Here is a 24,864-nt window from a genome sequence, read left to right as displayed (position 1 = left end):
TTTGTTTGATTTTTTATGTTAACAAATAACTTAAAAGAAATACCTAAAAGGGGATTAAAAAATGAAATTTGCACAAGTATTAAAAATAATAAGAAGACAAAAATACTTAATATTAATGATTTTTCCCTTTGTGGTATGGCTTATTATTTTCAGATACATACCTCTATGGGGCTGGATTACCGCTTTTCAAAACTATAAACCTGGTATTCCTATATTTCAACAACAATGGGTAGGCCTAAAATATTTTAAAGAGATGTTTTCCGACCCTGAATTTTACCTTGTAATGAGAAATACATTAGCCATGAGTCTACTAGGCCTTATCTTTGGATTTCCTCTTCCTATTATTCTCGCTATTCTTATTAATGAAATAAGGCATAATACTTTCAAAAGAACAGTACAAACTATCTCTTATCTTCCCCATTTTGTCTCTTGGGTAATAGTAGCAAGTATTGTACATGCCATGCTTGCCCCTGACGGTGTAGTAAATTACGCCTTATTAAAATTGGGACTTATAAAACAACCTATTCTCTTTTTTGGAGAACCTAAATATTTCTGGTGGATTGTAGTATTTTCTGATATATGGAAAGAGTTAGGATGGAACACAATCATATTTTTAGCTGCAATGACAGCTATTAATCCTGAATTATATGAGGCAGCAGAGGTTGATGGAGCAAGCAGATTTAGAAAAATATGGCATATAACCCTACCTGGAATAATGCCAACGGTAATTATGATATTAATCCTAAGTATAGGCAACATTATAAATATAGGTTTTGAAAGACAGTTCCTTTTGAGAACCTCTGCAGTAAGGAATGTATCCGATGTGATAGACCTTTATGCTCTTGATTATGGAATAAGAGCCGGAAGATTCTCTTTTGGTACTGCAGCAGGAATATTTAAATCAGTGATAAGCTTGATCTTACTGTTTTCAGCTAACAAAGTAAGTAAAAAAGTAACAGGTCACAAAATTATTTAGGAGGCTTACTATGAAAAGAAGCCTTGGAGAGAAAATATTCGATGTCATAAACTACAGTTTAATGATTCTTTTAGTAGTGATCACTTTATACCCTTTCTTATATGTATTAGCAGTATCGCTAAATGATCCCTTTGACACCATTAAAGGCGGTATTACAATCTTTCCAAGAATTTTTACTCTAGATAACTATAAAGAAATTTTTAACTATCCCAGCATAGGAAGAGCTGCTTTAATATCCACATTAAGGACTGTAATAGGTACCATAACAGGTGTCTTTTCCACCGCTATTGTAGCTTACGTATTAAGTAGAAAAGACTTCTTTGCAAGAAAACTTGTTACAACCCTATTCATCATAACTATGTATGTAGGAGGAGGGTTAGTTCCTGAATATCTTTTGATAAGAGGCCTTGGGCTTATGAACAATTTTCTTGTATACATCCTTCCAGGACTTATAAATCCATTTAACTTAATTGTAGTAAGAGCCTACATTGAAACTCTTCCTTCGGAATTACAAGAGTCAGCCATGATTGATGGGGCAAATGATTTTGTAATATTTCTAAAAGTGATCTTACCTCTCTGTATTCCAGTTTTAGCAACGATCGCATTATTTATAGCAGTAGGACATTGGAACTCCTGGTTTGATACCTACCTTTATTGTGGGGGAAACAAAAACTTAACCACTCTTCAATATGAACTTCAAAAAATCTTAGCCAATGCAGCAGCAAGCTCTACCACTATTGATTACTACAGTAACTTAGATCCTACAAGAACCATGAGAGTAACTCCCCAATCTTTAAGAATGGCAATGACTATAATAACTACTCTACCTATAGTGCTGGTTTATCCATTTCTACAAAAATATTTCATAAAAGGAATGACTCTCGGAGCTATAAAGAACTAATGATACATAATAAGAAAGGGGGTGTTTGAAAAAAGATTTCTCTATTAAAAAATCTCTAAGATCTAAGTAATAAAACATCTTTAAGGGGGGATACAAATTGAAAAAATTTGAAAGATTTCTAAGCTGGTTTTTAGCTTTTACATTGGTATTTAGTCTTATAGTAAGTGTAAGCATAAGAGAAGTAAGTGCTCAAGCTAAATTATATAAGCCTATGAATCCCACACCAGAAGCAAATAAACCTATAACCTTCAAAGTATATATAGGAGAAGTAAACCCTAATGATGATCAATTCAAGAGTCCTGTTGCCCAAAAAATTAAAGAACTTACAGGAGTAACATTAGATATAGAGTATGCTCCTAACCAGGCCGCTGTAAGAGAAAAAATACAAATAATGGCTGCAAGTGGAGATTATCCAGACATAATATATGCAAAAGGAGATCTATCTCTATTAAAAGATGCAGGAGCTTTAATACCTCTTGATGATTTAATAGAAAAATATGCTCCAAATATCAAAAAAGCCTATGGAGAAAATCTAAAAAGGTTAAAATGGAGTAAAGAAGATCCTCATATTTACTGCCTTGGTCTTACCACTGATAATGATCGAACCTTAGATGTAAATGGAGGCTTCATGCTTCAACACAGAGTAGTAATGGAACTTGGATATCCAAGAATTAGGACTCTAAGAGATTTCGAAAATGCTATAAAAGCTTACTATAAGAAACATCCTACTACTGATGGACTTCCTACCATACCTCTTACCCTATGTGCTGACGATTGGAGAACAGTGATTAGTGTTACAAATCCTGCTTTTCAGGCTACAGGAGCACCCGATGATGGAGAATTATATGTGGATCCAAAAACCTTAAAATGCACTTTCCACTACAAGAGACCTATAGAAAAGGAATATTTTAGATGGTTAAACCGTATGTGGAATGAGGGACTCTTAGATAAAGAAACCTTCATACAAAAGGAAGATACCTATAAAGCTAAAATTGCCAGTGGAAGAGTACTTGCTTTGATTGACGCTGGTTGGGCTATAGGAGAGCCTATAACTGCCTTAAGAAGAGCAGGAAAGTATGAATACATGTATGGATACTATCCTGTAACAGTAAGTGAAAGAATAAAACAAGCACCGCCCGACGTAAGAGTAGGATATACAGGAGGCTGGGGAATAGCCATAACTAAGAGCTGTAAAGATCCAGTGAGGGCAATAAAATTCTTAGACTGGTTATGTACAGAAGATGCCAATATATTAAGACAATGGGGAATAGAAGGCGTACACCACATATATGTTAATGGTAAAAGACAATTCCTGCCAGATGTGGATCAAGCAAGAAGAACTGATCCATACTTTGGTAGAAAAACAGGAATAGGAGTATACGTATATCCATGGCCAAGACTCCCCAACTATTACATAGACTCTACCGGAAACCCCGTAGTACCAGATACCACCAAAGAGGATATTAGAAAGAATTACACCGAGGTTGAGAAAAAAGTACTTGCAGCGTACAAAGCAGAAATTTGGAAAGATCTATTCCCTAAAGCAGAAGAGTATCCAGTAAAAACTTGGGGATACTTATGGATGTATCCTACACCTGATGAGGATATGCGTGCTATAGGTAATAAACTATTTGACTATGTAATTAAAAACATTCCAAAGGTAGTAATGGCACCTACAAAGGAATTTGACAAAGTATGGAACGAATTCCTAAAAGGATTGGACGATCTAGGAGCAAAGAAATACGAGGAATATAAGACAAAACAAATAAGAGAAATGGTTGAGTTCTGGAAAAAGTAAAAAGTAGGGGGGTAAAATCCCCCCCTACTTTAATTCATTCACTTTCATATTCTCCAATTTAGTATAAAAAACAGAGCATACAAAACTAAAAAGATTAAACCAGTTTTTCTCCCAATAATGTTATCTCTTTTTAGAGAAATTGTTAAAGCAAGAACTATTAGTAAAATAATAGGTAAGGCTAAATATAAAAATTTCTTAGCCAAGATTACTGGATTTATCAAGATTGCAACCCCAGAGACAATTAAGATATTAAGAATACATGCTCCTATTATATTTCCAACCCCAATATTGGGAGTTTTCTTCCTTATTGAAGTAATGGTATTCACAAACTCAGGTAAAGAAGTGCCAGAGGCTACAATGGTAAGCCCAATTATCATCTCCGAAATTTTTAGCATCCTTGCAAAAAACACAGCACTATCTACTAAAAGTTTAGATCCTAAAACTACTATTCCTCCCGTGATGAAAACATAAACAATATCTCTTACCAAAATTTTTTTCTTATGCTCTTTTTGATTTGCCCATTCTCCCTTTAAAGTTCTTTTTACAAAAATCCCATACAAAATTAAAAGAATTAAACCCTCCCACCGAGATAAATATCTATCTATAGCCGCAAAACCAAAAATAATAGATATGCAAAAAAGTAATAGAGAATTTTTCCAACCCTTTTCATCTACCTTAATAGGCATAATCAGTGAAGAAACCCCAAGAATAACAGAAATATTAAATAAAACACTACCAAGAGCATTACCAATCGCCAAAGAACTTTCCCCTTGAAGAGAAGATATTATAGAAACACTTATTTCAGGAAGCGTAGTTGCAACACTTGCAAGTATAGCACCAACAACAAACTCGCTTACTCCCATTTTTTTAGCTATTAATTTTAGCCTTTCAATAAAAAGATCAGATCCTCTAATCAAAAAGATTAGTCCTAAGATAAATAGAAGAATGTTAAATAGTATACTGCTTAAAATCATTGTTTTGAGAAGATAAAATCTTCAAAATTTTTCCTAAATAGTTGAGTTATATCTCTTTCTATATCTTCTTCTTTTAAGGTCCACCCTGATCTTATCAAAGCCAGATATTTATCATAAAGCACCTTTTTGATAATTTCTTTGCTATGTTTCCATTTATAAATAAGCTGTTCTAACACCCTTGCATCGGAATGCTGAGGAATAAAAGAAAAGCCAAGAAGTTCAAGTCTCATCTTAGTTATCTCCTCAATAAGACTTGGGGTATTTAAGAACCACCAACATCCAAAGATCATTAAATTTTTAAACTTTCTTGCAGTTACACAAAGTTCATGTTGATTCTCCCTAGAAAGCATCGTAACCATAAACTTATTGTTAGGAAAACTTCTACAAAGATTTTCAATACTCTCAATATTACTTTTACCCACACTATCTCCTGCCAGTCTTAGGGAAGGATTTACCGAACGTTTTGCTCCAATCATTAAAGCTATAGGAACTTTTCTCTCTTCAGCATAAAGCATGATCTCTTCTAACAATCTACTTCTAAGCATATCATCAGGATACCTAAAATCGGGAGGAAAGGATAAAGCAATATAAAGAGGTTCTATCATTAAAAACCATTTATCAAGATGATCCTTAATTTCTTTGTAATCTTTAACTTTTAAATATTCACGAATATTCTCCCAGTCATTTATTAACCTATCAAGCCTAAGCGATGGACGAAATCTCTTATCCTTAAAAATATTACATTTCCAATATTTCATCTCATTTTCATCAAGAGGATCATTGGTCATCACAACATAATCAATTTTTGCCTTCTCAAAAATTAAGTCCACATAGCTTTCCATATCAATCTTATCAAAATATGCTCTTATTAAAGAAAGATCTTTCTTTTCAAAGTCTACCCCAACTTCAGTTAATATAGTAACTATACCTCTTGCAGACTCACTTATAGGAGATCTATCTACAAATAGAGTCTTCCATACTAATTCTGCTTGCTCTTTCAAAGAAAGATTATAAAAATCATCGGGAGAAATAGGTAAATATCTTACAGTCTCTGCGATAAGGTAATGATAGGTAAGAAGATAATCTATACCATAGAGGAATAGATCCTTAAAAGAAGGAGGAAAAAGATGGGTATGTATATCTATAATTTTTATTTTTTCTAAAACTTTATTAATTTTCTCTTCTAAATTTCTTTTATCAACCATAACAAAAAATATCATACATTATCAAATTAAGTTTTACAAGAAAAAGAAAAATACAAGGACCTAATTTGACCCCATTAATTCTTAACATCATCTATAGCAATACTTCAGGGAGGTGAGAGTGCATGATTAAAAATCTTAAAATCAAAAAGACACTCCTGATTATATTTACCACAGTTATACTCTCTTCCTTTTATTCTTCTAAAGCCTTTGGATTTGATTGGGATAGTTTTTTAGAAAACCTCTATCACTGGAACTTAACATTACAAGGAAATATATATGGAGATACCTACATCTATAACGACTCGTTAAATACATCTTTTACAGTAATTGACGAATATGGTGACGACTATACTTTTTACATTAATCAAAATGCCAACCATACTAAGACTTCTTATATGCCTCTAACCCTAAGAATACCCTTATTTTACAATGATAATCTGAGCATTGGATTTAGCAGTTCTCAACGATACTTTCAGACTAAGATTTTTGAGGAAATAGGATCTATAACTCATGACTACGATTATGATAATCTAATGGGAGTCGCAGTAGGAGTATATCTAAGTGTAAAGGTCTTACCTAGATTGTGGATATTTACTACTTTAGGTGGAGCATACTATTATCTCAATACCACAGCCGATACCTTAAAACCTTCCTGGTATGGAGATCCAGGATTATATTGGGATGGGTACTTCTATGAGCCGGGAACACCTTTAAAGGTCAGGGGAGAAACAGATTATAAGTTTTTCTTTTCTATAGGTATGAAGTACTACATATACTCTGGAATATTTTTGGAATTAACTTACTATCATTTTCCTGGAGCTACTATAAACAACATGAGCTACATTTTAGAAGGACCTGTAGACCTAAAGATAAATGTTTCTCCTGAAAAACTACCAAAACCAATCACTATAGAAGAATCTCATGTATTTACTTTAGGAATAGGTATAGGATTATAAAAAATAAAAGGGGAGAGAAATACTTCTCTCCCCTTAGTCTCTGGAGAATATAAAACTAGTCGAATAAAATCTTCATACTCTCCTCGTGGTCTAAATCCATTACGTAAGGTATACCTGTTACTTCTGCTGCTTCCTTAGTCAAAGCTACAATATCATCCCTTGTAATATACTCAAGCTTGAATTTTCTTGCACCAGCCATAAATTGTTTCAACCCCACTGCAAGTCTGTCAAAATATCCATACACTGAAAGAGCAGCAGGTGGAACTTTCTTCCAATCATCTCCAAGAATTTTCTTTATTTCTGCTACTGCTACAAATATCTCTTCTATATCGTTTCCATACTCTGCATACTCCTTAGGTATAGTTCCTTTCTTAATCCATTCACCAAGATTCTTTCCCACCATTGCCGCAGTTAAAGTTGCTCTACCCATAGCTACAAGCTTTACATAAGGAGCTCCTAATGCAAGACCTTTGAAGATATGATCTTCAAGAGTAAAACCACCAGCAATAGCTATTGTTGGAACATGTTTTCCTTTCTCAGCAAGCATCTTAGCATATTTGTAAGTTAATGCTTCTAAATAAACTGTTGGAATTCCCCACTCATTCATCATTCTCCATGGGCTCATTCCTGTACCGCCACCTGCTCCATCTACAATTAGAAGATCTGCTTTACCCTCAGAGGCAGCTCTCAAAGCAAGAGCAAGATCTTTTGGCCTATACGCACCTGTTTTCAAAGAAATATATTTTGCTCCTCTCTTCCTTAACTCCTCTGCCCTCTTGACAAATCCCTCTACCGATGCCATTCCAAGTCTGGAATGTCTCTCAAATTCCTTAATTCCACCCTTTTGATATAGATCCTGAATTATTGGATCATCGGGATCAGGAAATACAATATATCCCCTATCTTTTAGTTGCTTCGCTCTCTTTATATCAGAAAGTTTAATTTCTCCTCCTATATCTTTTGCTCCTTGTCCCCACTTTATTTCTACAAATTCAATTCCAAGTTGCTCAATTACATACTCAAGAGTACCAAGTCTCGAATCTTCAACATTTTCCTGAACTATAACTCCGCCATAATTGTCTCTTTGCCACTCTTTAAATAATCTTATTCTCCTCTCCATCTCAGGAGATCTAACTACTTTACCATTCTTAATTTCTGCATCAGGATCTACACCACATACATTCTCTCCTACTCCAACCATTGTTCCAAAAAGAGCAGATCCAATTGCTACACCCTCCCAGTTGTCTCTTGCAATGAAGGTAGAACCAAGACCAGTGGTAAACCAAGGACCTCTTAATTTAATATCTCCAATTCTTGTCTCAATATCTACAGCAGGAAAAGTAGCTTTGTCAGGATCTGGCTCTACTCCTAAAGCTCCTACACAAGTACCGTTTATATTAAAATGAGAGAAATCTACAGGATAATCTTTTTCTGAGGCTGAAGTTACTTTTCCATAGGGTTTTGGGTAAATATATTCTCTACCACGAACACCTGATTTTGCTATTTCGCAATAGCCAGGACAACCATCAAGACAAGTTACACACATCCCACTAAATGGAGAATAGTCCTTTAAACGTAAACGAGTAAGGGTGGCTTCTGAAAAGTTAGGCTTTGAAAAAGACATTAAAATGCACCTCCCATTTTTGATGTTTAATTATAATTAACATAACCAAATTCAATTGTCAATATACTATACAATATGCCATTTTTCAAAAATACAAAGGAAGCTTATTTCCGTTAATATATTAAAAAATAAAAAGGGGGAGACTTATAAGTCTCCCCCTTAAAATTATTAATTTTTAATTTTTTTACTCTGCTTTAAAAAGTCTTTGTCCTTAAATATTCTACTATAGGAGAGTTATTTATAACGGTTTCTGATCTAAGAGTAATATCTTCTACTTTATTAACATTTACCCTATTTTGTTTGGTTTTAGACTCCTTTATCTTAACTCTTCCAAGAGTTATCTTCATCTTACATCCCTCCCTTTTTTATTCATTTTCATTTTTCAATAAGAATTATAACTAACCTGTGTTAATTTAAATTTAAGAATAATTTAAATTTATATTAAAAAGGTATGAATTAAATTTTAAAAAGAGGGAAAGAGCGCTTAAGCCCTTCCCCTCTAATTTATATTCACTGTTTAAGAATCTCTTCCCAAGTAGTCACAGGCCAGGTAGTCCTAAAAAGTTCCTCTACGGCAGGTTTTGCCTTCTCTCTTATTTGTGTCATAGTTTTGTCATCCAAATATATAACTGTCATACCATTTTTCATAAGCATTCCTAGAATATCATTCTCACTAGCAATAAGCTTCTTAGTAGCTGTATCGCATACTTTTTCGGCAGTTTTTACAAAAAGCTCTTGATCTCCTTTAGATAGTTTGTCAAAAGCAGGTTTGTACATATGTACCCAACCAAAAGAAACAAGATGATTCGTGATAATTAAGTATTTTTGTACCTCGTAAAGTTTATATCCAGAAATTTGAGTCAAATCTCCCTCGGAAGCCTCAGCAGTACCATCTTTAAGAGCTTGATACAAACCTGTTAATGGAACAGGAACTGCTTTTACTCCCAGAGCTTCCCAAACTTTAATCCATGTAGGTACTACAGGAAGTCTAAGTTTCAGCCCCTCAAGATCTTTTAGACTAAGTATAGGTTTATTAGAGGTCATCTGTCTATACCCTCTATAGAGATATCCAAGAGTATACATATTGCCATTTTTAAGAATCTGCTCTTTTGCTTTTTCCCCTATAGGTCCTTTCATTATTCTAAAGAAGTGTTCATAATCCTTCAATACAAAGGGCGCATTAATAAAGAAATATTGAGGGGCAAATACTTCTATAGCTCTTCCTCCTGTAAATTGCATGTCTACTTCGCCCTTTGAACATCTTTCGTTAGCTTGTTCTTCTGTATCCTTTGCAATAGAAAGTTCAAATTTAATTCTTCTTTGTGTTTCTTGCTCAATTATATTTTTAAACTCTATCATCGTTTGGGTTATTATATGTCCTTCAGGAAACGGTGATGTGGCCTTTATAAGTATATTGCTCTGGGCAGATCCAAAAGAGCTAAGAGGAACTAGTAAAAAGAGAATTAAAAGTGTAAAATATTTCTTCATAAGAAACCCCCCTACATGTATTTTTTCTGGGGAAGGGATTCTCCCTTCCCCGAGATATCTCACATTAATTCAATCTTTCTCCCCTCTTCACTAGAGTAATAGCCGGCATATAAAACTTTTGCAGTTTCTTTTGCTAAGTCAAAATTAGATACTGGTTCTTTATTTTCTTTTACTGCAAGAACGAAATCTTTAAGTTCTTGAGGAAAACCCCTAGTCCAGAAATCATCAGGTGAAGGGAAATTCCAACCTGCTTTTGTCTCAATTTTTTCGGCTACGTACTCATCTTTCCACACCGTCTCTTCAGGAGCATAAGCTACCATCATATTATTAGGATTAATGTTGGCATAAATCATACCTGAGGAAAGGTTTACCTGCACCCAATTTTTAAGTCCTCCAAGGCTAACATCATTAGAGAAGATTATGCCCTTTGTTCCATCTTCAAAATCGATCACAAGAATAGACCAATCTTCTACGTCCTCCCAAGAGGTTGCCACATAATGTTTTTCTTCCTTCAAAAATTTCTCCGTCTTCGTCAAATTCGCCACTTCACTCCATACTGCTTTTGCCCTTATAGGCTTTCCATCCCTAAGCAATCCTTCATAATGTTTTAAATGAAGCACTACAGCTACTGGATGAGACCCAAGTCTCATTAAACTACCACCACCAGAAGTTTTCCATTTTTTAGCATAACTTGCATGAGAGCCAGAATGACTACACTCTGCTCTAATTTCAAGAATAGGAGAAGAAGAAATATAAATCATCCTCTTCATCTTCTCGATAGAAGGAGCATAAACCAAATTTTCTCCATACATGAACTTAATGCCACTTTCTTTTACAGTCCTTTCGATCCTTTCTATTTTTTCTAAAACCTTTTTATACATAAAACTTTTAGGCACTTCTATCCCTACAAGTTCCTTATCTGTATCCTCCCCAAAATAGCCTGTAAGAGGTTTCTCACATATAACATGCTTTTTATTCTTAGCAGCACAAAGAATAACTTCATCATGAAGATTTGTAGGAGTACATACATCCACAATGTCAATATCAGAAGACGCACAAAGTTCCTCAAAATCACCAAAAACTTTAGGAATTCCAAATTCTTTTGAAAATCTCTCTGCATTCTCTCTTCTTCCAGAGCAAACCCCAACTACTTCCACATATGGAGATATCTCCCTATATGCAGCCATATGTATTCTTGCTATAAAACCCGCTCCTACAAGACCAACCCTTACTTTATCCATAAAAATCCCTCCTTATAGTATTTCCAGGATATCAGGTTTTACAAAAGTCATACCTTCTACTTCTACTTTTAGAGTAGGGAAAATAATAGGTTTTGTAATCATTATTGGTCCTTTTTCAGTTATAATAAATCCATCTTCAGATTTTGTACCAGTTATGGAGGGGTTCCAACAGAAAGCTTGATTCCTACAAACCTTTTCCGTAGTTGTAGGCGTTACCCTTATATCCCTAGGATAGTATCCCATAGATCCACCTTGATGATGTAATTTCCATTCATCTTTGTATCCTCTCTTTTCATACTCTTCTATGGCAGAAAGAACTGGAATTCTCATCTCTTCACCAATCTTTGTCTTAGCTATCATAATGCACTCGATCTCTACATTATCCCTATATTGCTTCCTTAAATTTTCTGAAATTTCTCCAAAATAAGCCATTCTTGTTATTGTGGCTATCAATCCTCTATACCTAGCATTTACCGATGCCATTACTAATTTCTCGATCTTCTTGTTTTTAGATATGGGATGCCTATAATTTCTTATTCTATCGTCAGAAGCAATCATAAAAGCTGTAGGCTCAATACCATCCTTCCAGAGTCTTGCAGATATCTTACCTGCAATCTCTATCTCTGTCTCACCTGGCTTTATCTCATACATAAGTACCTCTTCCACAGTCCTTGAAAGTTTCTCCCCTAGATATAAATATCTTTCTATCTCACCTTCTGTTAATTCATACCTCAGTTTTTTAAAAGTATTGTCTACAAAATGAGTCCCTGGAAGTACAATGTCACACCCTACCTTGCCATTTCCAACAATACTCTTAACTATTTCCATCTCCTTATCCTCATACCACTCATATTCGATCACTTCAAACATATCATCTACTTCTTCTTCTCTCATTCTTCTTGCTTCAATCCTATTAGCAATGACAAACTGCTCCTTATCAGTAATCAACACTGATGTTACTCCTATCTCCGTAGCTATACCTACAAAATTTACTCCACCAGCAGTAATCCACGAAAAGTTTGGTTGCTTCTTTATAAGCATAGCAGAAAGATCATTTTCTCTTAGAAAATTTCTTACCCTTTCCAATTTAATCTTTACTTCATCTTTTCTCTCCATTTTTTTACTCCCCCCACTATTTACCTTCTCTTTTGCCTGAAATGACACCTAAAACAATCGATAAAACCGCAAGAATTAGTAAGGTTAGAGATATGGGACTTTTAAACATAACAGTATAATCATTTCCTGATAGAATTAATGCTCTATTTAAGTTTTGTTCAGCCATAGGCCCAAGAATAATTCCAAGTATAAGAGGAGTTGCCGGAAAATTATGTTTTCTCATAAAGTAACCAAATAATCCAAAAATAAGCGCAATTGCTACATCATACAGGCTATTTCTTATAGCAAAGGATCCAATTATCGCAAAAATAAGTACTATAGGCATTAATATCTTTTTGGGTATTTCTAAAATATATGGGGCAGTTAAGGTAGATACAAAACCCACTACAAGCATCATAAATTGAATGATAAACCATCCTGCAAAAAAGGAATAAACAAGATCAGGAGTAGCTTGAAATAAGAGTGGACCAGGTCTTACCCCAATAAGTATCATGGCTCCAAGCATTACTGCAGTAACCACATCTCCAGGAACCCCTAATGCTAAAGTTGGCACCATAGCTCCTCCCGTAACCGCATTGTTAGCACACTCGACCACTGCAACTCCTTCTACTGCACCTTTACCAAATTTCTCTTTCCTCTTTGATATGTTTTTTAGTACGTTATAGGCTAAAAATGTAGCAATGGTTCCTCCAGTTCCTGGAATTACTCCTATAACTATTCCAATGATTGCTCCTACTAATATAGGTATAATTATAGATTTAAATTCTTCCTTTGTTAGAAAAACCTCGGATATTCTATGCTGAATCTTTGTCTCTTGTCCTTTTTGTTCCAGCTCCATTAATATTTCGGTTATAGCGAAGACACCAATAAGCACAGGTAAGAGTTCAAAACCAGCAGAAAGCTGAGATATACCGAAAGTAAATCTTGTAGATCCTCTTATATTTTCAATTCCAACTGTAGAAATAAATAAACCTAAAAGTCCTGAAATTATACCTTTTAACAAATGCTTCCCTGAGACACTAGCAATTATCGAAAGACCAAAAATCGCAAGAGCAAAATAATCAATAGGAGAAAATCTCAAGGCAAAAGAGGCAAGAATAGGAGCCAAAAACACTAAAACAATACCACTAAGAATACCTCCTGAAAAAGAAGCTATTAAGGCCGTGAATATCGCTTTTCCAGCCTTACCTTGCCTTCCCAAAGGATAACCATCAATTAAAGTTGCTGCAGCCGAAGGAGTCCCTGGAACTCCTAAAAGCACAGCAGAAATAGATCCTCCAAACATAGATCCAGAATACATCCCTGCAAGCATCAATAAAGCAGATTTAGGATCTAAATAATAAGTGAAAGGAAGGAGAAGAATTATTCCCATCGAAGACGTAACTCCAGGCAAAGCTCCTACAATAATTCCCCCAACAGTACCTATTAACATTAGAAGCAAATTATTAGGCTGAAGCGCTATCTTTAAACCTTCTACCCAATAATTTATCATTTTGGACTTTTATCCCTCCTGTTTAGAATAAAGAAAACTGAGGAAGAGGAACTTTAAATATTCCATAGAACACATAATATACCAAAAGAGTAAAAATAACACTTATAACAATTGCGTAGGGTAATTTTTTGTATCCAAAAAGATACATTGTAGCCAACATAAGAAAAGGAGTAAGATATAAAAAGCCTATATATTTTACGAGATATACATATAAAAGCGAAATAAATATAAGAATTAAAACATCCTTCACAGAACTCTTAGAGTATATCTTTTTAGTCTTTTCTGAGATGAAAAAACTCTGAAAAGTTAGGATAAATCCACAAATAATTAATCCAATACTCACAATCTCAGGAAAATCCCCAGGCCCAAGCCCTAAAGGCATGTCAGGCATATTTAAAGCATTAAGGAGTATGAAAACACCAAAAAGTATTATTCCTATCCCTATGCCAGTATCCCAAGAAAATTTAAGTCTCATTAACATTTCCCCCCAAGTAAAATTGAGAATCTCCCCCTACTGGTTAGGTAGGGGGAGATTAATTTAATACTTGTATTTGTTTCCTAATTTATTGCTCTTTATAAGATCTTCGTAATATTTGTCATAATCTTTAATAAACTTAGCAAAGGATGCTGGCCCTCTATATTCTAAAGTCAAAGATAGCTCTTTTGCTTTCTTCTGAAAGTCAGGATCCCTCATAGCTCTATAGAATATAGTGTGTAACCTGTCGACAATTTCCTTAGGTGTACCCTTTTGTACTGCAACTCCTCTCCACATACCAAATTGGAAATTAAATCCTTGCTCTTTTGCTGTAGGAACATCAGGATACTTCTCAAGACGTTTAGAGCCAAAAATACCTAAGATTCTAAGCTGACCAGAATCTACATTAGCAAGTCCTTCCGGAGCAGCACCCATATAGGAGTTAATATGCCCCCCTACAAGAGCAGTAACAGCAGGGCCTCCTCCCTCAAAAGGTACATGAGTAAGCTTTATCTTAGCAAAACTCTCAAAAGCAAGAGCAGCAAGATGAGTTCCTCCTCCAGCCCCTCCATTACCAATAGTGATCTTTCCAGGATTTTGTTTGGCATATTCCACATATTCCTTTAAATCCTTCCATGGAGCATCTTTTCTAACCAATATGTAACAAGGATCATTTACAATAAGAATAACCGGCTCAAAAGAATCAGCATTAAATTCCACAGGATCCATATGAGATTTAATCAAAATAGGAGCAGCAAAGGAAAGAAGAGTATATCCATCAGGTTTTGCCCTTAGGAATTCCATGGTACCAGGAACAGCTCCACCACCAGGAATATTATTCACTACCAAAGGCTGCCCATTGGCATATTTAGGAAATACCGAGGCTATAGCTCTAAAAAGAACGTCTGTTGCCCCACCAGCAGACCAAGGAACAATTATCTGTACTGGTCTTGTTGGAAAATCAATTCCACTCCCAACAGTAATCAAGAAAATCAATACCAAAGCTATAGTAACCAATAACTTTTTAGAAAACATAATTTACCCCCCTTCAAAGATCGATTTTTATAAAACATTTTTTAGTCCCACCCCCAATTTAAAATTTTTTAATTTTTCTTTTTACGTAAAATTTTGTTTTGTGCTTTATTTCTCAAATATCATAACTAATGCTGATATATTTAATTCACATCCTCTTCCAATAAAAAACAAACTTTACATCTTTTTTTATAGCAAAAAATAATAAAATTGACAAGTGATATTTTAAAGAAAATTTAAAGGATAAAAATATTGAATACAAAGTACATTTAATATTTCTAAAATTAAGGGAAAGACATTTTTTAGTTAGAGTGAAAAAATTATTGTTTTCCTTTATATTTATCAAGCAACCTTTTATAGTTTTCCACTACTATATCCACTATCTCTTCCCAATGCTTATAAAGAGTTACCCTTGCATTTTCTCCAACTTTTTTCAAAAGCTCCCTTTGAGACAATATCTCTTTCATCTTCTTAGCATAATTAATATAATCATCCTCTGACAAAAATCCATTAAGACCATCTATTACCCCTTCGCCCTCAGCCACCGTTGACCCCTTAATAAGAAGAGATGGACACCCTAAAGCGGCAGCTTCCTTTACCACAAGAGCAGAAGTATCGTAAAGAGAAGGAAAAGCTAAAAGATCAGCCCTAGCATAATATGCCTTTAATAGTTCTCTATCAAGAACCTTTCCTGTAAAAATAACTCTATCCTCTATTTTTAACTCCTCAGCAAGCTTTTTGAAATAGTCTTCATCTTTCCCTGTTCCAATAAGTATAGCCTTGAAAGAGATATTTTCGTCCTTCAAGACCTTTAAAGATCTTAAAAGCATCTCTACATTTTTTTGCTTTACCATTTGCCCCACAAAAAGAATAACCACTTCTTCTTTTGACAAATTATGAAGTCTTTCTATTTTCTCTCTATACTCTTCAATATTCCTAGGGGGAATAAAATCACTGCCATTAGGAATTATTTTTACCTCTTTTTTGAATCCATAGTCTCTAAGAGTTTCTGCTGTAGCAGAATTTACAGTCCATACCTCGTCAACTCTATTATAAAATTCTACTATTATCTTTACCCCAAGCCTTGCAATAAAATCTGACTTTGTTGCCTCTTTAAAATCATCATAATATTTTGTGTGAAAAGAAGCCACAATTGGAATTTTTCTTTTCTTTGCAATATAAAGGCCTAAAACACCAGAAGAAAAGGGAGAATGCACATGAATAATATCAAAAGGAATACTCTCTATCTTTCTCATTGCTTTGAGATCCAAAAAAGGTATCCCAAATCTATAAGGAGGTCTTAAAACAACAGGAATGGAAAAATATCTTATTACCTCATATTCTTCCTCATCTTTGTATCCTGGAAAAGAGGGGGTCACTACATAAGCCTTACCATATTTCTTGTTTATATAATAAGCATAATTTTTTACTGCAATAGCTACACCATCCATCACAGGGGGAAAGGAATCATTAAAAAGCCCTACAATCATTTACAACTCCTGTTTTTCAAAAAGAATAATACTTACTAAAACCAAGACAAAAGAGTAAAAAAGAGTAGAGAAGATATTTTTAAAAGCATCACCCCATAATACTTCTTTCGAAATCCAAAGATTTTCTAAAGAAGAAAGATTCATAGGATTATAACTAGATAAATTAGGGAATATTAAAAGAAGATTGAAAATTATAAAGACTACAAAAAAAATCCCTGCAGTCTGAAGAGGATTCTTAGCAAGGGTTCCTGAGAAAGTTAGTAAAGACAAAATAAAAAGGTTATATACCAAATAAAGTAGAGTCGCAGATAAGGAGTTATAAATAGAGATCTCCTTAAAAAGGAAATAAGTATAGTAAGCACAAATTAAGTAAGAAGATATTATCAAAATAAAAGTTGAAAAAACCTGAAAAAAGAACTTTGATAGTAGCCATTTTTTTCTTTCAACACCAAGAGAAAGTAATATACTTACCGTACCTTTATTTTTCTCTTCCGAAATACTTCCCATAAAAACTATCACAACTACTATAAAAATTATTTGATTTAAGTTTTTGAAAAATTGCAAGAAAGCGTCCTTCCAGGTAGGAGGTGGAAGTTGAATAATAAATCCCTGCATTTCAGAACTCGAAGCTAAGCTCTTTATTATATCGGGTGTAAATTTCGCAACTACAGGACTTCCTATAGAGAAAAAGAGAAAAACAAAGAGAAGTGCATACAATTTACCTGTTTTAATAAGTTCTTTCCATTCTTTTTTCATTAATTTCAATATCATGAAATCACCTCAAAAAATATATCTTCAAGGGTTGGCTCCAAAACCTCAAAATGCATAAGGGATAAGCCCTCTTTTACAATAATTTCAGGAATTCTCCTTTGGGCCATTTCAAGATCTCTTACTTTTAATATTAAAGAATTTTGATTTTCTTCTAAAACTTCTTCAACAAAATCTTCTCTCCTTATTTGCTCAACTATTCTCAAGGGATTATCAACTTCCAGTCTTATGATTCTCCTTGAGAATTTTTTCTTAATATTCCCTAAAGTATCATTTAATAGAAGTCTTCCATCTTTTAAAATTCCCACTCTATCACACACTCTTTCTACATCAGCAAGAATATGGGTAGAAAAGAATACTGTTTTTTCTCCCCTAAAGGAAACTATTAAATCAAGGATCTCTTTTCTTCCCTGAGGATCCAACGAAGAAGTTGGCTCATCCAAAATGAGGAGTTTTGGATTTGGAAGTAAGGCTTGAGCAACTCCAAGCCTTTGTTTCATTCCCCTTGAAAAAGTCCCAATCCTCTTTTTTTCATTTTTAAGATCAACCATCTCTAAAACTTCATCTACCCTCTTTTTGTCTACGCCTATTATTTCACAAAGAGTTACTAAATACTCTTTAGCAGTAAAGTAATTATAAAAATTAGGTACATCAGGAAGATAACCTATCCACCTCAAATATTTTCTACTTTTAGTTATATCTTCTCCCAAAATTACAGCACTACCTTTTGTAGGTTTTGCGAGATTTAAAAGAACCCTTATGGTAGTTGTTTTACCTGCCCCATTAGGCCCTAAATACCCAAAGATTACTCCCTCAGGAACTTCCAAATTTAAATCATCTAAAGCCTTCTTATTTGGGTAATACTTGCACAAATTATACGTTTCTATCACATTCATATTACTTTCTCCCAAAGACAAAATAAGCCATAGGACCTAAAATTCCAAAAGCAAGAATAATTATAGCCCATATTATTTTATTTTCCCATCTAATTTCTTCCTTATTTCTCTTAATAAGATCAACAATAGCTAAGATTTGAAAAACTAATTGAATCAGAAGAAGTGGTAAAAACAAAATAAAATTCTCTCTCAATCCTTCCATTTACAGTCTCTCCTTTACCAAATTATCTTTGAATATTATATCAAAGTAGAGCTAAACCTTAGAAAATAAAAAGGGGGAGAGGTGATTTGACCTCTCCCCCATAAAATCAGCTTGAACTATTTAATAAAGAACTGTTCAGGAAATGCGTTCAAAGGAGTAAAGAGTGGAGCATCACTTATTAAGTATTCTGGAACGTTCCTAAAGTTGTTCTTTACTATACAGAGAGATGGAAGTGCTCCCACGGTACCTATAATCCATATGTTCTTTCTATGGAGAGCAACAATTTGCCTAATAAGTATATCTCTCTTTGTTGCATCTGTAGTTTGATTAACTTGATCCCACAACTCATAAAGCTTTCTTATATCTCCTGTAGGTTCTTCTCCTTCCTTGCCCTTGGTCCAATACCATCTGGCATAAAGAGGAGCCCATGGACCGTCAGTTATAGTTCCTAATATTCTTCCAGGGCTTAAAATAAAGTTGGAGCACCTATCCATAACCCACACACCAATCTCAATATCTCCAGAGTTACAATTGGTAACATACAAACTTCTATCTACTTGCTTGATTATGGTCTTGATCCCTATCTTTTCCCAATAGCTCTTAATCAACTCCATAATACTCATATTTGCATTTCCTGGATAGGTGGTAAAACTAATAATCAGCTCAATAGGTTTACCCTCAGGACCAATTCTAAATCCATCTTTTCCAACCTTAAGCCCCATAGCATCAAGCAATATTTTGGCCCTTCCAGGATCATACTGAGCATATGCCTTTTCCCAAGAAGGATCATAATAAGCAGCACCCTTAGGAATTGCTGCTTGCATTGGAGTACCAAGTCCCATATATAGGATCTTATTTATTTCGTCCCTATTTATGGCAAGGGATAGTGCTTGTCTAAATCTTACATCTTGGAAGAGCTTCCTCTTTACAGGATCTTTTACATTTTGATTAAGGAATATCGCAGGATCAGCCCCAACAGCAGATGCCCATTTTAAAACTCTGTAGTTTCCTTTTTGTGCATTTTCCATGAATAGCGAGTAGTTAGAAACTCTCATATGCCTGTCTTGACAATCAATCTCTCCTGCCACTGCCTTCATATTAATCATTTCTGCATCGCTTACTAAGTAATGTACTACCCTATCAATATAGGGAAGCTGATTTCCTTCAGGATCTACCACATGGTAGTATGGGTTTCTCTCCATTACAAATACAGGCTCATTGGGGCTCTTGCTTACAACTTTCCATGGTGCAGTCACAGGAAGTTCAGGATTTTGTAACCAATCATCTTTAAACTTGAAAAGCTCATACCATTTGTTGAAGCCTGCATCCTTAGCCATCTTCTCAAGTTTCTCCATAGGTGTATATTTAGGATGAAATTGCATTAAATAATGTTTTGGAGCATAGTAGGAAAGAGAGCCATGAGTAGTATCCATATACCACCCTTGAGCAGGAATATCATAAATGAATAGAGGCTTAGGTTCGGGGAAAATTATTCTAAAAGTATATTTATCAATTTTTTCAAACTTAGCAATAGATTTTCCATCAGAGCTTACAAATTGAGAAGGCATATTAGGAGTTAAATCCTTATTACAAATAATATCCTCATACCAGAATATTACATCATCGGTAGTAAAAGGCTCTCCATCGGACCACTTAATCCCTTCACGTATATGGAAGGTATATATTTTACCATCTTTTGAAACTGTATACTTGTCTACAAGCCAAGGAAGAACCTTTTTACCATCAGAACTAAATCTTAAAAGATTACAGGCAGACATAGAGATCCTTGCAATTCCCCATCTATCACCCGCTCCAAGCCAAGCTCTCCTCCAAGTCCCCCCATATTTACCAATTTCTTCGTAGGGTTTTAAAACTACAGGATTTTTAGGAAGCCTCTCTTCTACAGGAGGAAGTTTACCCTCTTTTACCAGTTGAGCAAGAGAAGGTGCCTCATTATATTTTGTTGCTGAAAAAGTATTACCAAGAAGAATAATGAGGAGAAAAAGAATAATAAAGATTTTAGTGTAATTTAACCTCATAAAATACCCCCCTTTTAATTTTGCAAACGCTAATATAAACGTTTGCTTAAGTAAATTTTTACTTACTCATAATTTTTTTGTCAAGCAGAAAAATTTCTACACCGTGTAGGTATTGGGATAAGATTAAAAATTCGCTATCTCTTACGAGTAATAGGTATATGCCTAATTATAACTTATCTCGGAAGAGCTAATAATATGAAACATATAACAAGCCCAATAGTATATATATAAGGAAAAGTTTTAGAAGAAAAAGCAATACTTATGAGAACATAATAGTAACACCCTTTTTAACTAAGACTCATTTTTCCCCAAAATAAGTTACAACAATATCAAGATTTAAACTAAAAAATCTCTACTCCTTGCTCCATGGGGGAATCCACTTAGGTAATCTATTCCAGAAGAAGCATGCAACTTCATGTTTATCATTTACATTTTCAAGCCCAGGATCTTTATTAAAACAAATATCCTGAGAATATAAGCAAGCATGAGAGAAGGGACATAATTTTTTCCCCAACTCTCTTTTTGGAGGCTCATAAGATTTTAATTCTATAACTTTTTTTTCTTGAGCTAGATCTGGATCGGGTATAGGACTTGCAGATATTAGTGTTCGAGTATAAGGATGTAAAGGATTATTTACAATTTCGTCACACTCTCCTTTTTCTACAATCCTTCCACCATATAGCACTGCTATTTTTCCTCCATTAGTAGCAAAGAATCTTGCTGCTCCAATATCATGTAGGATAAGAATTATGGAAATTCCCAACTCTTTATTAAGAATTTTCAGAATCTGAATAATAGTAGCTCTAAGAGACATATCTATCATGCTTATAGGCTCATCTGCAACAAGAACTTCAGGATTTGCGGTAAGAGCTCGAGCAATAGCAAGTCTTTGTCTTCCACCTCCAGAAAGATGATGGGGATATTTATTTAAAAAATAAGAAGGAGGCGTAAGACCAACCAAATTAAGAAGTTCCTCAACCCTTCTCTCCAACTCTTTTCCTCTGATATTATTGTTTCTACTTAAAGGATCTGCTAAAGTAGCATATATTGTTCTTGAAGGATGTAAAGAAGCATAAGGATCTTGATGAACATATTGAACTCTAGTTCTAAGATAAGATAATTCCCTCCTTGAAACATTAGAAATATCTTTCCCAAACCATTTTATTTTTCCTTGAGTTGGGGTTTCTAAAAGACATGCAATTCTAGCCAAAGTAGTTTTTCCCATTCCACTTTCTCCAATAATAGCTAATCTGTCTTGCTTATTAATTCTTAAATTAATATTTTCTAAGGCAATAATATATTTTTTCTTAAAATATCCTCGGGAAAATATTTTCGTAATCCCTTCTAATTCCAATACTGGTATTTCCATCCTATTTTCCCCCTATTTATAAAGATAGCATGCTACTTTTCTGTTACTATTTAGAGAATACATAGGTGGTTTTTCTTTTTTACATTCCTCCCTAACATACGTGCATCTTGGGTGAAATCTACATCCAGAAGGTGGATCTAATAAACTAGGAGGATCTCCTGGAATTCCTTTTATCTTTTCTGGATCTGAGATTAAGCTCATTATAGAGTTAACTAAGCCTTGAGTATAAGGATGTTTTGGATCTTTTAATACGTCTCTCGTAGGACCACTTTCTACAATATTTCCTGCATAAACCACAGAAATTCTATCAGAAAGTTCTGCAGCAACAGCTATATCATGAGTAACAAAAATTAAAGTGAGTTTAAGTTGTTTCTTAAGATCTTTTAAAAGCTGAATAATATAAGCCTGAGTAAGAACGTCTAAAGCTGATGTTGGTTCATCTAAAATAAGAATTTTAGGCTTGAATACTAAAGAAAGAGCAATAAGGACTCTTTGTTTCATTCCTCCTGATAATTGATGAGGAAAAGAATAAAGGACATTTTTAGGATCAAGTCTCACAAGAGCTATTAATTCTTCTGCTTTTTTAACTATCTCATTGTTTTGCCAATTTTTGTGATGAGCATACACCGTGTCAAAAAAATGATCAATTATTCTCATTGTGGGATTTAAAGATTGTTGAGCAGCTTGAGGAACTAATGCGATTTCAGACCATCTTATTTTTCTAAGCTCATTTTCAGAAAGTTTTAAAAGATCTCTCCCATTATAAATTACTTCTCCTTCAAGAATTTTCGAGTTAGGAGGTAGAGTTAGAGTCATTGCCTCAATTATAGTACTTTTTCCAGAAGCACTTTCTCCTACAATGGCATACACAGTATTTTCCTCTATATCAAAAGAGACCCCATCGCAAGCTTTAATAGTTCCCTCCCTAACTAAATATACAGCTCTGAGATTATTTATAGATAATATAACTCTCACTATTCATACCTCCGTAATTTGGGATTAAATATTTCCTCTATTCCTTGAGCAAAAAGGATACCCCCATATATTAACAAAACTATATGAAGCATGATAATTATAGGATAATGAAAGCCACGAGGAGTATATAAAGCACCTGCTTGATATAATGCGTAATTAAGCATTACTCCCCAATGAGTTGGATCAAATTTTGCAAGACCAAGAAACATTAATCCTACACTAAATTCCATGGCTCCTTTTAGTTGAGTAATAAAATTTATAAAAATATAAGGAATAAGTAGCGGTAGTATGTCTTTAAAAAGGATATAGTTTGTTCCTAAATTTAGCATTTTTGAAACCTCTATAAATTCCTTTGACTTTATGGAAAGAACTTGGGCAGAGATTTGTTTTGCCAAAGGAGCCCAAAGCCACATGGCAATAATTAGTGCTACTGCAATTATGTTTAAAGATTTATCAGCAAAAATCGCAGCCATAATTAAAAGAGCAGGAAAAGAAGGAATAACTAAGAATATAGTTATAATTGTGTCTAAAAATTTAGATATAAATCCTCCTAAGTAGCCTCTAGCAATACCTATAACAGACCCTATTATAACTGCAAATAAACTTGAAAGAACAGATAATCCTATCACCGAACGAGACCCATGCACTATCTGTTGAAAAATATCTATCCCAAAATAATCGGTTCCATAAGGATGTTTCCAAGAAGGAGGTTGGTACCTTTCTGCAAAATTAGAACTTAAATTTAAGGGAACAACCACAGGACCTAAAATTGCCATTAATATAAAAATACTTAATATAATAAGACCAACAAATGCCTTTCTATTCATTAAAATTGGTCTTATAAAGTCTCTCATTGTACCTTCACCCTTGGATCAATAACTGCATATAGAAGCTCAGTTATAAAAGTAGCTAAGATAACACCAATAACAATTAGAGAAAAAAGTCCTGTTAGAAGCCCAAAATCCCTCGCACTTATTGCTTGTCCAAAATAGTAGCCTATTCCCGGATAATTAAAAATAACTTCTACTAAAGTATGACCTCCTAACATGTATCCAATTCCAATAGCTAAGCTTGCTACTAATGGCAGAATAGCATTTCTTCTCACATATCTACGGGCAATAGTAGAATCAGGAAGACCTCTTATTTTAGCAAATCTAACAAAATCTTCTTCTATTACATTAGAACAATTTCCCCTCATAGCTAAGCCCCAAGAAGCCATTTGGGGAATAAAAGTAGCAATTAGCGGCCCTAAAGCATGATAAATAACAGCTAAGATGAACCCGGGGTAAAACCCCGGGTTCATCTCAATAGGATATGCTCCACCTAACGGAAGAAGTCTTAATCTTACTGCTCCCAAAAAGAGTATAACTACTGCTAATACAAAGGCTGGAATTGCTTGTATTATACTAAATATCGTAGAGATAAATGTATCAATAAATGATCCTCTCTTCTGTGCTGAGAAAGCCCCAATAGAAACACCTAAGAAAAATCCTATAACAGTTGCTAAGGATATTACAAAGAGAGTCCAAGGTAATGCTTTTCCGATTATTTCGTTAACACTTGTTTTAAAATATGTAGAATACCCAAAATTTCCTACAATTATATTTCTAAGAAATTTCAAATATTTCAATACTATTGATTCTTTGGGATTGTATCCTATTATGTTGTGAGCAATTTCTAAAGCCTTATCTAGAGGCATATTTCTGCTTTGAGCTATAGAAACTGCTAAGCCAAAAGCTGGATCTCCTGGCATAGATTGAACGATAAAGAATACTACAGTAAGAGCCAAAAATGTCATTATAAGTACTTGTACTAACCTATTCAATATATATTTCATGAGTAAGACT

At 34.2% G+C, this 24,864-nt stretch carries 23 protein-coding genes; 4 read left to right on the top strand and 19 right to left on the bottom strand.

All coding sequences use genetic code 11. From position 1 onward, the window contains the following. Positions 1-61: 61 nt before the first annotated feature. From DICTH_RS00210 to DICTH_RS00200, 3 genes are all read left to right on the top strand, one after another. Positions 62-976: an ABC transporter permease gene (locus tag DICTH_RS00210; RefSeq protein ID WP_012547413.1), complete on the top strand. Its 915-nt coding sequence runs from the start codon at positions 62-64 to the stop codon at positions 974-976. A gap of 10 nt (positions 977-986) precedes the next feature. After that, the gene (locus tag DICTH_RS00205; RefSeq protein WP_012548541.1) at positions 987-1,877 is read left to right on the top strand and encodes a carbohydrate ABC transporter permease; all 891 of its coding nucleotides are present in this window, start codon (positions 987-989) and stop codon (positions 1,875-1,877) included. Positions 1,878-1,974: 97 nt separating this feature from the next. Beyond that, complete coding sequence (locus DICTH_RS00200) at positions 1,975-3,675, top strand: ABC transporter substrate-binding protein (protein WP_012547692.1); 1,701 nt, start codon at positions 1,975-1,977, stop codon at positions 3,673-3,675. Between the two features lie 44 nt (positions 3,676-3,719). Here the strand turns inward: DICTH_RS00200 and DICTH_RS00195 are convergent, their stop codons facing one another. Together DICTH_RS00195 and DICTH_RS00190 are read right to left on the bottom strand one after the other, a co-directional pair. Further along, a complete protein-coding gene (locus DICTH_RS00195) occupies positions 3,720-4,649 on the bottom strand; it encodes a calcium/sodium antiporter (protein ID WP_012547612.1) in 930 nt (309 codons plus the stop codon). Beyond that, positions 4,646-5,854, bottom strand: coding sequence for a glucuronate isomerase (locus tag DICTH_RS00190; protein ID WP_012548484.1), 1,209 nt, complete (start codon positions 5,852-5,854; stop codon positions 4,646-4,648). The genes DICTH_RS00195 and DICTH_RS00190 overlap by 4 nt, the downstream gene beginning before the upstream one ends. Before the next feature lie 122 nt (positions 5,855-5,976). On the opposite strand from DICTH_RS00190, the gene DICTH_RS00185 reads away from it, so the two are divergent. Then, complete coding sequence (locus tag DICTH_RS00185) at positions 5,977-6,810, top strand: hypothetical protein (protein WP_012546927.1); 834 nt, start codon at positions 5,977-5,979, stop codon at positions 6,808-6,810. Positions 6,811-6,865: 55 nt separating this feature from the next. Here DICTH_RS00185 and DICTH_RS00180 read toward each other — a convergent pair whose 3' ends face one another. The 17 genes from DICTH_RS00180 to DICTH_RS00100 form a co-directional block, all read right to left on the bottom strand. Further along, positions 6,866-8,434, bottom strand: coding sequence for an FMN-binding glutamate synthase family protein (locus DICTH_RS00180; RefSeq protein ID WP_012548799.1), 1,569 nt, complete (start codon positions 8,432-8,434; stop codon positions 6,866-6,868). A 194-nt stretch (positions 8,435-8,628) separates the two neighbouring features. Continuing rightward, a complete protein-coding gene (locus tag DICTH_RS10190) occupies positions 8,629-8,781 on the bottom strand; it encodes a hypothetical protein (protein ID WP_012548559.1) in 153 nt (50 codons plus the stop codon). Between the two features lie 163 nt (positions 8,782-8,944). After that, the gene (locus DICTH_RS00175; protein WP_012547734.1) at positions 8,945-9,922 is read right to left on the bottom strand and encodes a TRAP transporter substrate-binding protein; all 978 of its coding nucleotides are present in this window, start codon (positions 9,920-9,922) and stop codon (positions 8,945-8,947) included. A 59-nt stretch (positions 9,923-9,981) separates the two neighbouring features. After that, on the bottom strand, positions 9,982-11,163 hold the full coding sequence (locus DICTH_RS00170) for a Gfo/Idh/MocA family protein (protein ID WP_012547354.1): 1,182 nt from the start codon (positions 11,161-11,163) through the stop codon (positions 9,982-9,984). A 12-nt stretch (positions 11,164-11,175) separates the two neighbouring features. Continuing rightward, positions 11,176-12,279 carry a M24 family metallopeptidase gene (locus DICTH_RS00165; RefSeq protein ID WP_012547394.1) on the bottom strand — a complete coding sequence of 368 codons (1,104 nt, stop codon included), beginning with the start codon at positions 12,277-12,279 and terminating at the stop codon, positions 11,176-11,178. Positions 12,280-12,295: 16 nt separating this feature from the next. Next, entirely contained in the window at positions 12,296-13,771 is a 1,476-nt protein-coding gene (locus DICTH_RS00160; protein ID WP_012548551.1) for a tripartite tricarboxylate transporter permease, read from the bottom strand. Between the two features lie 22 nt (positions 13,772-13,793). After that, positions 13,794-14,246 (bottom strand): tripartite tricarboxylate transporter TctB family protein, encoded by a 453-nt coding sequence (locus tag DICTH_RS00155; RefSeq protein ID WP_012547433.1) that lies wholly within the window; start codon positions 14,244-14,246, stop codon positions 13,794-13,796. Positions 14,247-14,309: 63 nt separating this feature from the next. Next, positions 14,310-15,281 carry a tripartite tricarboxylate transporter substrate binding protein gene (locus DICTH_RS00150; protein WP_012547168.1) on the bottom strand — a complete coding sequence of 324 codons (972 nt, stop codon included), beginning with the start codon at positions 15,279-15,281 and terminating at the stop codon, positions 14,310-14,312. Positions 15,282-15,598: 317 nt separating this feature from the next. Next, positions 15,599-16,768 carry a glycosyltransferase gene (locus DICTH_RS00140; protein WP_012548483.1) on the bottom strand — a complete coding sequence of 390 codons (1,170 nt, stop codon included), beginning with the start codon at positions 16,766-16,768 and terminating at the stop codon, positions 15,599-15,601. After that, positions 16,769-17,539, bottom strand: coding sequence for an ABC transporter permease (locus tag DICTH_RS00135; protein ID WP_012546913.1), 771 nt, complete (start codon positions 17,537-17,539; stop codon positions 16,769-16,771). After that, positions 17,536-18,432 carry an ABC transporter ATP-binding protein gene (locus DICTH_RS00130; RefSeq protein WP_012548225.1) on the bottom strand — a complete coding sequence of 299 codons (897 nt, stop codon included), beginning with the start codon at positions 18,430-18,432 and terminating at the stop codon, positions 17,536-17,538. The genes DICTH_RS00135 and DICTH_RS00130 overlap by 4 nt, the downstream gene beginning before the upstream one ends. A gap of 1 nt (position 18,433) precedes the next feature. Then, a complete protein-coding gene (locus DICTH_RS00125) occupies positions 18,434-18,634 on the bottom strand; it encodes a PLD nuclease N-terminal domain-containing protein (RefSeq protein ID WP_012548591.1) in 201 nt (66 codons plus the stop codon). 116 nt (positions 18,635-18,750) lie between these two features. Next, the gene (locus DICTH_RS00120) at positions 18,751-20,673 is read right to left on the bottom strand and encodes an ABC transporter substrate-binding protein (protein WP_012547721.1); all 1,923 of its coding nucleotides are present in this window, start codon (positions 20,671-20,673) and stop codon (positions 18,751-18,753) included. Between the two features lie 352 nt (positions 20,674-21,025). Beyond that, complete coding sequence (locus DICTH_RS00115; RefSeq protein ID WP_012548343.1) at positions 21,026-22,042, bottom strand: ABC transporter ATP-binding protein; 1,017 nt, start codon at positions 22,040-22,042, stop codon at positions 21,026-21,028. 12 nt (positions 22,043-22,054) lie between these two features. Then, positions 22,055-23,017 (bottom strand): ABC transporter ATP-binding protein, encoded by a 963-nt coding sequence (locus tag DICTH_RS00110; RefSeq protein ID WP_012547729.1) that lies wholly within the window; start codon positions 23,015-23,017, stop codon positions 22,055-22,057. After that, entirely contained in the window at positions 23,017-23,871 is an 855-nt protein-coding gene (locus DICTH_RS00105; RefSeq protein ID WP_012548275.1) for an ABC transporter permease, read from the bottom strand. The genes DICTH_RS00110 and DICTH_RS00105 overlap by 1 nt, the downstream gene beginning before the upstream one ends. Further along, positions 23,868-24,854, bottom strand: coding sequence for an ABC transporter permease (locus DICTH_RS00100; RefSeq protein ID WP_012547210.1), 987 nt, complete (start codon positions 24,852-24,854; stop codon positions 23,868-23,870). Before DICTH_RS00100 ends, DICTH_RS00105 begins: the two co-directional genes overlap by 4 nt. Positions 24,855-24,864: the final 10 nt, after the last annotated feature.

The sequence above is a fragment of the Dictyoglomus thermophilum H-6-12 genome (assembly GCF_000020965.1).
Lineage (GTDB): Bacteria > Dictyoglomota > Dictyoglomia > Dictyoglomales > Dictyoglomaceae > Dictyoglomus > Dictyoglomus thermophilum.
This window is presented reverse-complemented; position numbering and strand designations above follow the sequence as displayed.

What these genes read in the sequence shown, in the direction of transcription:
- DICTH_RS00155 (WP_012547433.1), bottom strand. Translation starts at nt 14,246, where the DNA reads ATGAGACTTAAATTTTCTTGGGATACTGGCATAGGGATAGGAATAATA.
- DICTH_RS00130 (WP_012548225.1), bottom strand. Translation starts at nt 18,432, where the DNA reads ATGAATGTGATAGAAACGTATAATTTGTGCAAGTATTACCCAAATAAG.
- DICTH_RS00160 (WP_012548551.1), bottom strand. Translation starts at nt 13,771, where the DNA reads ATGATAAATTATTGGGTAGAAGGTTTAAAGATAGCGCTTCAGCCTAAT.
- DICTH_RS00135 (WP_012546913.1), bottom strand. Translation starts at nt 17,539, where the DNA reads ATGATATTGAAATTAATGAAAAAAGAATGGAAAGAACTTATTAAAACA.
- DICTH_RS00170 (WP_012547354.1), bottom strand. Translation starts at nt 11,163, where the DNA reads ATGGATAAAGTAAGGGTTGGTCTTGTAGGAGCGGGTTTTATAGCAAGA.
- DICTH_RS00180 (WP_012548799.1), bottom strand. Translation starts at nt 8,434, where the DNA reads ATGTCTTTTTCAAAGCCTAACTTTTCAGAAGCCACCCTTACTCGTTTA.
- DICTH_RS00105 (WP_012548275.1), bottom strand. Translation starts at nt 23,871, where the DNA reads ATGAGAGACTTTATAAGACCAATTTTAATGAATAGAAAGGCATTTGTT.
- DICTH_RS00165 (WP_012547394.1), bottom strand. Translation starts at nt 12,279, where the DNA reads ATGGAGAGAAAAGATGAAGTAAAGATTAAATTGGAAAGGGTAAGAAAT.
- DICTH_RS00210 (WP_012547413.1), top strand. Translation starts at nt 62, where the DNA reads ATGAAATTTGCACAAGTATTAAAAATAATAAGAAGACAAAAATACTTA.
- DICTH_RS00185 (WP_012546927.1), top strand. Translation starts at nt 5,977, where the DNA reads ATGATTAAAAATCTTAAAATCAAAAAGACACTCCTGATTATATTTACC.
- DICTH_RS00140 (WP_012548483.1), bottom strand. Translation starts at nt 16,768, where the DNA reads ATGATTGTAGGGCTTTTTAATGATTCCTTTCCCCCTGTGATGGATGGT.
- DICTH_RS00150 (WP_012547168.1), bottom strand. Translation starts at nt 15,281, where the DNA reads ATGTTTTCTAAAAAGTTATTGGTTACTATAGCTTTGGTATTGATTTTC.
- DICTH_RS00195 (WP_012547612.1), bottom strand. Translation starts at nt 4,649, where the DNA reads ATGATTTTAAGCAGTATACTATTTAACATTCTTCTATTTATCTTAGGA.
- DICTH_RS10190 (WP_012548559.1), bottom strand. Translation starts at nt 8,781, where the DNA reads ATGAAGATAACTCTTGGAAGAGTTAAGATAAAGGAGTCTAAAACCAAA.
- DICTH_RS00175 (WP_012547734.1), bottom strand. Translation starts at nt 9,922, where the DNA reads ATGAAGAAATATTTTACACTTTTAATTCTCTTTTTACTAGTTCCTCTT.
- DICTH_RS00190 (WP_012548484.1), bottom strand. Translation starts at nt 5,854, where the DNA reads ATGGTTGATAAAAGAAATTTAGAAGAGAAAATTAATAAAGTTTTAGAA.
- DICTH_RS00100 (WP_012547210.1), bottom strand. Translation starts at nt 24,854, where the DNA reads ATGAAATATATATTGAATAGGTTAGTACAAGTACTTATAATGACATTT.
- DICTH_RS00205 (WP_012548541.1), top strand. Translation starts at nt 987, where the DNA reads ATGAAAAGAAGCCTTGGAGAGAAAATATTCGATGTCATAAACTACAGT.
- DICTH_RS00125 (WP_012548591.1), bottom strand. Translation starts at nt 18,634, where the DNA reads ATGGAAGGATTGAGAGAGAATTTTATTTTGTTTTTACCACTTCTTCTG.
- DICTH_RS00120 (WP_012547721.1), bottom strand. Translation starts at nt 20,673, where the DNA reads ATGAGGTTAAATTACACTAAAATCTTTATTATTCTTTTTCTCCTCATT.
- DICTH_RS00115 (WP_012548343.1), bottom strand. Translation starts at nt 22,042, where the DNA reads ATGGAAATACCAGTATTGGAATTAGAAGGGATTACGAAAATATTTTCC.